The sequence below is a fragment of the Streptomyces sp. NPDC002490 genome (genome assembly GCF_040296045.1).
Taxonomy (GTDB): domain Bacteria; phylum Actinomycetota; class Actinomycetes; order Streptomycetales; family Streptomycetaceae; genus Streptomyces.
Genome location: NZ_JBEOWM010000101.1, coordinates 1 through 8,449, shown reverse-complemented (window position 1 = coordinate 8,449; position 8,449 = coordinate 1). Strand labels below are relative to the sequence as shown.

2 protein-coding genes are annotated in these 8,449 nt (G+C 74.7%); one reads left to right on the top strand and one right to left on the bottom strand.

Going from position 1 to position 8,449, the window contains the following annotated elements; genetic code table 11:
* Positions 1-8,296, bottom strand: an 8,296-nt coding sequence (locus ABT092_RS30500; RefSeq protein ID WP_351249688.1) for a non-ribosomal peptide synthetase, incomplete at its 3' end; no start/stop codon positions are given.
* On the opposite strand from ABT092_RS30500, the gene ABT092_RS30495 reads away from it, so the two are divergent.
* Positions 8,195-8,449: hypothetical protein (locus tag ABT092_RS30495; RefSeq protein ID WP_351249690.1), on the top strand; the 255-nt coding region annotated here is incomplete at its 3' end. The two genes, ABT092_RS30500 and ABT092_RS30495, sit on opposite strands and share 102 nt — an antisense overlap.

Here is an 8,449-nt window from a genome sequence, read left to right as displayed (position 1 = left end):
CCACCACCAACGACTGCGCAAAACCCCCCGTCAACGCCACCACACCCGCACGCCCCACCAACTCCCGCATCACCGGCGTCAACGGCACCACACCCGCTCCCGGGACGGCCGGAGGCTGCCGGTGCGCCGAACCGGAGAGGTCCCCGGCCACCCGGGACAAGCGGGCCGGGGTCCTGTTCTCGAACACTTCCCGGGAGGACACCGTCACCCCGGCACGGCGGGCCCGTGCCACCAGGAGCATGGAGGTGATCGAGTCGCCGCCGAGTTCGAAGAAGGAGTCCTCGGCACCGGCCCGCTCCAGGCCCAGCACTTCGGCGAAGAGTCGGCAGAACAGTTCCTCGGTGGGCGTCCCGGGACCGCGTCCGGTGGCGGCCGGCCCTTCCGGTGCGGGGAGCGCCCGCCGGTCGAGCTTCCCGTTCGCCGTCACCGGCAGGGCGTCGAGGGTCACGAACGCGGAGGGCACCATGTACTGCGGCAACCGTTCCGCCGCATGGGCCCGTAGCGCGTCGAGCCCCGCCGGGCCCGGCACCGCCGGGACCACGTAGGCCACCAGGCGCTTCGCACCGGCCCGGTCGTCCGTCCGCACCACCACGGCGACCTGCCCGACCGCGTGGTGGTCGGCGAGGACCGCCTCCACTTCCGCGGGCTCGACCCGGAAGCCCCGGACCTTCACCTGGTCGTCGGCCCGACCGGCGAACAGCAGCACCCCGTCCGCCGTCCAGCGGGCCAGGTCGCCCGTCCGGTACATCCGCCCAACGCCGTACGGGCACGCCACGAACCGCTCCGACGTCAGCCCCGGGTGCCCGTCGTAGCCACGGGCCACGCCCTCACCGGCCAGATACAGCTCACCCGTCACGCCCGGCGGCACCGGGCGGAGGAACCCGTCCAGCACGTGCGCCCGGCTGTTGTCCATCGGGCGCCCCAACGGCACGCTCGCGGGCACCGCGTCCCCCACCGCGAACACCTGCCGCGTGGTGAAGGCCGTCGTCTCGGTCGGGCCGTAGTTCGCGACCACCGGCACGCCCGTGCCCAGCACCGCACGCACCGCCGAGGCCGACACCACGTCCCCGCCCGTCGCCACCTCACGCACCCCGGCGAAGACCTCCGGCGACACCTCCCCCCACACCCGGAACGCACCCGCCGTGACGTGCACGCTCCGCACCCCGTGCTCGGCGATCAACCGGCCCGCGCCTTCGGCGTCCAGTTCGCCTGCGGGCGCCACCACCAACCGGCCGCCCCGCACCAAGGGCACCCACAACTCGTAGGTCGAGGCGTCGAAGGCGTGGTTGGCGTGCACCAGAACGCTCTCCACGACCTCGTCGCGCCAGGCCCGGTCCGACACGAAGGCCGCCACGTTGCGGTGCGTGACCGCCACACCCTTCGGTTCACCCGACGACCCCGACGTGAACATCACATACGCCAACGACTCCCCCGACACCACGGTCGGGGTCGTCAGCGGATCAGCAGCGAACAGCTCCTCCAGAGGGACCGTCTCCAAGCCCTCCACCACCCGATCCGCCACCACCACATCCAGCCCCGCCCCGTTCACGACCGACCGCAACCGCTCCACCGGATGACCCGCATCCAACGGCACGAACGCCGCACCCGCCTTCCACACCCCCAACAACACCGCCACCAACCACGGAGACCGACCCACCACCACACCCACCCGACCCCCCACACCCACACCACACCCCACCAACCACCCCGCCACCCGACCAGACCAGAGATCCAACTCCCCGTACGACCACGACACACCACCACCCACCACCGCCACCCCACCCGGAGACCGACCCACCCACCCCTCAAACAACTCCACCACCGACCCAGCCGACACCTCACACCCCGTGTCGTTCCATCCGTGCACCACCAGCTCGTGTTCGGCGGAGCCCAGCAGTTCGACCGCACCCAGTCGGAGCCCGGGATCGGCGGCGAACTGTGCCAGGACGTGCATCAGACGCGCGGGCAGGGAGCGAACGGTGTCCTCGTCGTCGAGGAGGTCCGGTGCGTGGTCGAGGCGGATCTCCAGGCGGTCGCCCGGGATGACGCCCAGGGCCAGGGGGTAGTGGGCGGCGTCGACGCCGGTGAGGGGGCCGGCGGTGACTCCGTCGAGACGGAGCGGCCCCTCGGGGTGACGGGGGTAGTTCTCGTAGGCGAGGAGGGTGTCGAAGACGGCTCCGGGGCCGGCCGCTCGTTGGACCTCGCTCAGGCCGAGGTGGTGGTGGGCCAGCAACTCGCTCTGCTGGAGCTGGAGTCGGGTGAGGAGTTCGGCGACCGTGCGGGTGGGGTCCAGTTGCACCCGCACCGGGACGGTGTTCATCAGCAGGCCCACCATGCGCTCGGCGTGCGGGAGTTCGGCGGGCCGGCCGGCCACCGTGGCGCCGAACACCACGTCGGTGCGGTCGGTGAGCATGCCCACCAGGAGCCCCCAGGCGCCTTGGACGAAGGTGTTGACGGTGAGCCCCAGGGCACCGGCGGCCTCGCGCAGGGCGGTGGCGAGTCGCGGCTCCGAGCGGACGATGACGGTGTGCGGGGTGACGGGCCGGTCGAGGGAGGCTTCCGGGGCGACCAGGGTGGGTTCGACGGTGCCGGCCAGGGCGGTGCGCCAGGCGTCGGCGGAGGCCGCGCGGTCCTGTCGGCCGAGCCAGGCGAGGTAGTCGCGGTAGGGGACGACGGGGCGCAGGGGCCGGGGGTCGCCGCCGTTCGCGTACAGCTCGGAGACCTCGCCGAGGAGGATCGGGACGGACCAGCCGTCGAGGACGATGTGGTGCAGGGTGAGGTGGAGCCGGTGGCGGCGCCCGGCCAGCTTCACCAGCAGGATGCGCAGGTGGGGCGGGGCGGCGAGGTCGAAGCGGGTGCGGTCCTCGGCGGCGAGCCCGTGGGCTTCGTGTTCCGGGTCGGGGTGGTCGGTGAGGTCGGCCTCGCGCCAGGGCAGGGCGGCCCCTTCGAGGACGGCTTGGACGGCCCGGTCCTGCCCGGTGGGCCGCAGGAAGGCGGTGCGGAGGTTGGGGTGCCGGTCGACCACGGTCTGCCAGGCGGTGCGGAGTCGGGCCGGGTCGAGGGGGCCGTCGAGGTCGACGGCGGTCTGCTCGACGTAGACGTCCCGGGCTTGCTGGTCGTACCAGGCGTGGAAGAGCAGGCCGTCCTGGAGCGGGGACGGCGGCCACACGTCGACGAGGCCGGGGAACCGGGTGTCGAGTTCGTGGACGTCGTCCTGGTCGAGGGCGACGAGGGGGAAGTCCGAGGGGGTGTGGCCACCGCTGTCCTCGTCGCGGCCGTGGTGGGCGATGCCGGTGAGCGCGGCGGCCCAGGAGTCGGCGAGGGCGCGGAGGGCGTCCTCGCCGAGGAGTCGGGCGGGGGCGACCAGGGTGAGGGTGAGTCGGGGACCGTCCGGGTGGTCGTGGACGGCCCCTCCGACTTCGAGGGCGTGGGCGAGGGCCATCCGCGGGTCGGGGTGGAGGCCGAGTCCCGTTCCGCGGGCGGGTCGCCAGGCGGCGGGCGTGCGGTCGGGTTCGGTGACGGTGGACCGGCCCAGGTAGTTGAAGCCGATCCGGGCCCGGGGCGCGTCGGCGAAGGCGGGGGCGGACTCGGGGTCGAGATGGCGCAGCAGGCCGTAGCCGAGGCCGTCTCCGGGGATCGCCCGGATCTGTTCCTTGACGGCCTTCAGGAGGTGTCCGGCCGCGGGGCCGCCGGCCCGGACCTCGGCGGGGTCGGTGGTGCCGGGGTCGATCCGGCGCGGGGAGGTGCTGGTGAACCAGCCGACGGTGCTGGTGAGGTCCATGTCCTCGGCGAGGGGGGTCCGCCCGTGGCCCTCGACGTCGACCAGGAATCCGCCGGTGACGTCCCGGCCCCGGTCCCGTACCGCGGCGGCGAGGCCGGCGAGCAGCACCTCGTCGATCCCGGTGTGGAAGGCGGTGGGCACCCGGGTGAGGAGGTCCGCGGTGACCGTGGTGGGCAGGGTGCGTGCGGTCCGGTGGGTTCCGGCGCCTTCGGTGTCGCGGGCCGGGTCCAGGGCGGGCGCGTCCAGCGGATCGGCGGGGGCGTCCACCAGCGCGAGCCAGTGGGGTAGTTCGGCGCGCCGTTCGGCGCTGGTGGCCCGGGCGGCGAGGGTGCGCGCCCAGTGCGCGAAGGGGGTGCCGGTGGGGGGCTCGGCGGGGTGCGGGTGGGCGTAGGCGGCGGCGAGTTCGGGGACGAGGGCGTGCCAGGAGACGGCGTCGACCACGAGGTGGTGGGCGACCAGCAGCAGGGCGCCCGGGTGGTCGTCGGGGGCGTCGAAGTGGACGACGCGCAGCATGCGGCCGGTGGCGGGGTCGAGGTCGCGGGCGGCGGCGTCGGCTTCGGTGCGAGGGTCGTCGGTGCGGGCGCGGGTGACGCGGTCGGCGGCGTTCGGGGCGGGGTCGTCGGGGCCGGGAACGAGGAGGCGGGGGCCGTGGTCGGTGTGGTCGAGGCGCGCTCGTAGCAGGGGATGGCGGGTGAGGAGGGTGTGGACGGCGGCGGTCAACCGGTCCGGGTCGAGTGCGGTGGGGGTCTCCAGCAGCACGGACTGGGCGAGGGTGCCGGTGAGGGCGGCGGGGCCGGCGCGTTCGGCGAGTTCCCGCATGGCGGGGGTGAGGGGGACGGGGCCGGTGGTGGTTTCCGCGACGGTCGCCCGGGGGCGGGGGGCGGCGGTGGCGACGCGGGCGAGTCCGGCGGGGGTGCGGTGTTCGAAGACCTGTCGGGCGGTGATCAGGACGCCGGCGCGGCGGGCACGGGCCACCACCAGCATGGACGTGATCGAGTCGCCGCCGCGGGCGAAGAAGGAGTCCTCGGCGCCGACGCGGGCCACCCCGAGGGCTTCCGCGAAGAGCGTGCAGAGCACGGTTTCGGTGGGGGTGGCCGGGGCCCTGCCCTCGGCGGTGGTGAAGGCGGGGGCGGGCAGCCCGGCCCGGTCGACCTTGCCGTGGGGGGTGACCGGGAGGGAGTCGAGGACGAGGACGGCGGCGGGCACCATGTAGTCGGGGAGGGCGGCGGCGACGGCGGTGCGCAGCGCTTCGGGGTCCGGCGCGGGGGCGGGGGCGCCGGAGCGGGTGGGGGCCGGGACGACGTAGGCGACCAGGCGTTTGGTGCCGGGCTGGTCCTCGCGGGCGATCACCGCGGTGCGGCCCACTCCGTCCTGGGCGGCGAGCACGGCTTCGACCTCGCGGGGTTCGATGCGGAAGCCGCGGATCTTCACCTGGTCGTCGGCCCGGCCCTCGAACAGCAGTTTGCCGTCCGTCGTCCAGCGCGCCAGGTCGCCGGTGCGGTACATCCGGGCGCCGGCGGGGTCGAAGGGGCAGGCGGTGAAGCGTTCCGCGGTGAGTGCGGGGCGGCCGGCGTATCCCCGGGCGAGGCCGGTCCCGGCGAGGTACAACTCGCCGATGACGCCGGGCGGGACGGGGCGGAGGTGCTCGTCGAGGACGTAGGTGCGGCTGTTGTCCAGGGGACGGCCGATGGGCACGGTGTCGGGGACGGCGTCGGCGGCGGTGTAGGCGAGGTGGGTGGTGAAGGCGGTGGCCTCGGTCGGTCCGTAGGTGGTGCGCACGGTGAGCCCGGGGTGGGCGGTGAGCAGGGCGCGGACCGCGGCGGCGGACACCACGTCACCGCCGGTGGACACTTCGCGGACCCCGGCGAACATCCGCGGGGCCTCCTCGGCGAGTGCGGCGAAGAGCCCGGCGGTGGCGTGCACGTTGGTGACGGCGTGGGCGGCGATCAGCCGGGCGCGTGCGGCGGCGTCCACCTCGCCGGGCGGGACGACCACCAGGGCGCCGCCGCGGACCAGGGGCACCCACAGTTCGTAGGTGGAGGCGTCGAAGGCGTGGTTGGCCTGGAGGAGGACCCGTTCGGCGAGGCCGCCGTCCCAGGCGCGGTCGAGGACGAAGCCGACGACGTTGCGGTGGGTGACGGCGACGCCCTTGGGCACCCCGGTGGAGCCGGAGGTGTGCATCAGCTGGGCGAGGGCGTCGGGCGGGACCGGGACGTCGGGGGCGGTGTCGGGGAGTGCGGGGTCGACGAGTGCGGTGAACGGGACGGTGGTGAGGCCGGGCACCGGACGGTCGGCGAGGGTCAGCGCGAGTCGGGCCCCGGCGGTGACCGCGCGCAGTCGCTCGGTGGGGTGCCCACGGTCCAACGGTACGTACGCGGCGCCGGACTTGAGGATGCCGAGGAGGACGGCGACGAGGTCGGCGGACCGGTCCGCGGCCACGCCCACCCGGTCCTCGGGTCGGATGCCGCGGGCGATCAGGGCGTGGGCGATCCGGTTGGCGCGCCGGTCGAGTTCGGCGTGGGTCCGGGTGCCGGTGGCGTCGATGACCGCGGGGGCGTCGGGGGTGCGGGCCGCCTGTCCGGCGACGAGGTGGTGCACGGTGGTGTCGGGCAGCGGACGGGCGGTGTCGTTCCAGGCGTGGACCACGCTCCGCCGCTCGGCGGCGTCCAGCACGTCGAGCTCGCCGAGCCTCAGGTGCGGGTCGGCGGCGATCCGGTCGAGGACCCGGGCGAGCCGTTCGGCGAGACCCCGCGCGTTCACGGCGTCGAACAGGTCGGTGCGGTAGGAGAGGTCGCCGTCGATGCCCGCCGGGGCGCCCTCGGGGTCGCGGCGTTCGGTGAGGGTGAACGACAGGTCGAAGCGGGCGGGCGGGGCGGCTGCCTCCCGGGCCCGGACGGTCAGCCCGGGCAGCTCCCAGGACGGGGCGGGCAGGTTCTGGAGGAGCAGCATCACCTGGAACAGGGGGTGCCGGGCGAGGGAGCGGGTGGGGTTGAGGTCCTCCACCAGGCGCTCGAACGGCACCTCCTGGTGGGCGTGGGCGGTGAGGTCCGCCTCCCGGGTGCGGGCCAGGACCTCGGTGAACGTGGGGTCGCCGCTCACGTCGGTGCGCAGCACCAGGGTGTTGACGAAGAAGCCCACCAGTCGTTCCAGCGCGGCGTCCTGGCGCCCCGCCACCACGGTGCCGATCGGCAGGTCGCGGCCGGCCCCCAGCCGGGCCAACAGCATCGCCAGCGCCGCCTGCACCACCATGAACAGGGTCGCCGAGCCCGCCCGGGCGAGGGCGACGAGGGCCGCGTGGGTCTCCGGCCCGATGTCGATCGGCACCGATCCGGGGGTGAAGGCGGGGACGGCGGGCCGGGGCCGGTCCGCGGGCAGCGGCACCTCCTCGGGCAGGTCGGCGAGGGCGGCGCGCCAGTGGGCGAGTTGGGCGGCGATCAGACTGTGCGGGTCGTCGGGGTCGCCGAGGGTCTCCTGCTGCCAGAGGGCGTAGTCGGCGTACTGGACGGGCAACGCGGGCCAGTCGGGTGCCGCACCGTCGAGGCGGGCGGCATAGGCGGTGCGCAGGTCCTCGGCGAGCACGCCCATCGACCAGCCGTCGACGGCGATGTGGTGGGCGACCAGCATCAGCACGTGCTCGGTCTCGGACAGCACCAACAGGTGCGTGCGCCAGGGGAGTTCTCCAGCGAGGTCGAAGCGGTGCCCGGCGAGGGCGGCCAGTGCCTCGGGCACCTCGTCCACGGGCACCGCGCGCACGGGGAGGGACGGGCGGGCCGCGGGGCCGTCGAGGACGTGCTGCCGGGGCGTCCCGTCCGTGGTGGGGAAGCGGGTGCGCAGGGTCTCGTGGCGGTCGGCGAGGTCGCCGAGGGCGGCCTCCAGTGCCCCGAGGTCGAGGCCGCCGGACATCCACAGGGCGAGCGGCACGTTGTAGCCGGCTCCGCCGCCGGAGTCTTCGAGCCCGTTGAGGAACCACATGCGTTGCTGTCCGGCGGAGAGGGGCAGCGGGTCGGGGCGGTCGGCCGCGACGAGCGCGGGCCGGGCGGTGCCCCGCTGCCCGGCGGCGCGGCGGGCGACGCCCGCCGGGGAGGGGTCGGCGAACAGGTCCCGGACGGTGATCTCCGCCCCCAGGGCCTGCCGAACGCGGACGACCAGCCGCATGGCCAGCAGCGAATCCCCACCGAGGTCGAAGAACGATGCCTCGGGGCCCACCCGGTCGTGGTTCAGCGCCTCGGCGAAGAGGCCGCACAGCACCTCCTCCTCCGGGGTGGTGGGGGTGCGGTCGGTGTCGTTCGCGGGGCCGGTGGCCCTGGGTGCGGGGAGCGCGGCCCGGTCGAGCTTGCCGTGCGCCGTCAACGGCAGAGCCTCCAGCACCACCACCACCGACGGCACCATGTGCTCGGGAAGCACACGGGCGACGTGCGCACGCAACACGTCACCATCAACCAGCCGACCACCCCCACCAGCAGGGACGACATAGCCGATCAGACGCTTGACGCCAGGCCGGTCCTCCCGCGCCACCACCACCGCCCGAGACACTCCCTCATCCGCCAACAACACCGCCTCCACCTCGCCCGGTTCGACCCGGAACCCCCGCACCTTCACCTGATCATCAACCCGACCCACCCACACCAACTCACCACCCGACGTCCACCGCACCAGATCACCCGTCCG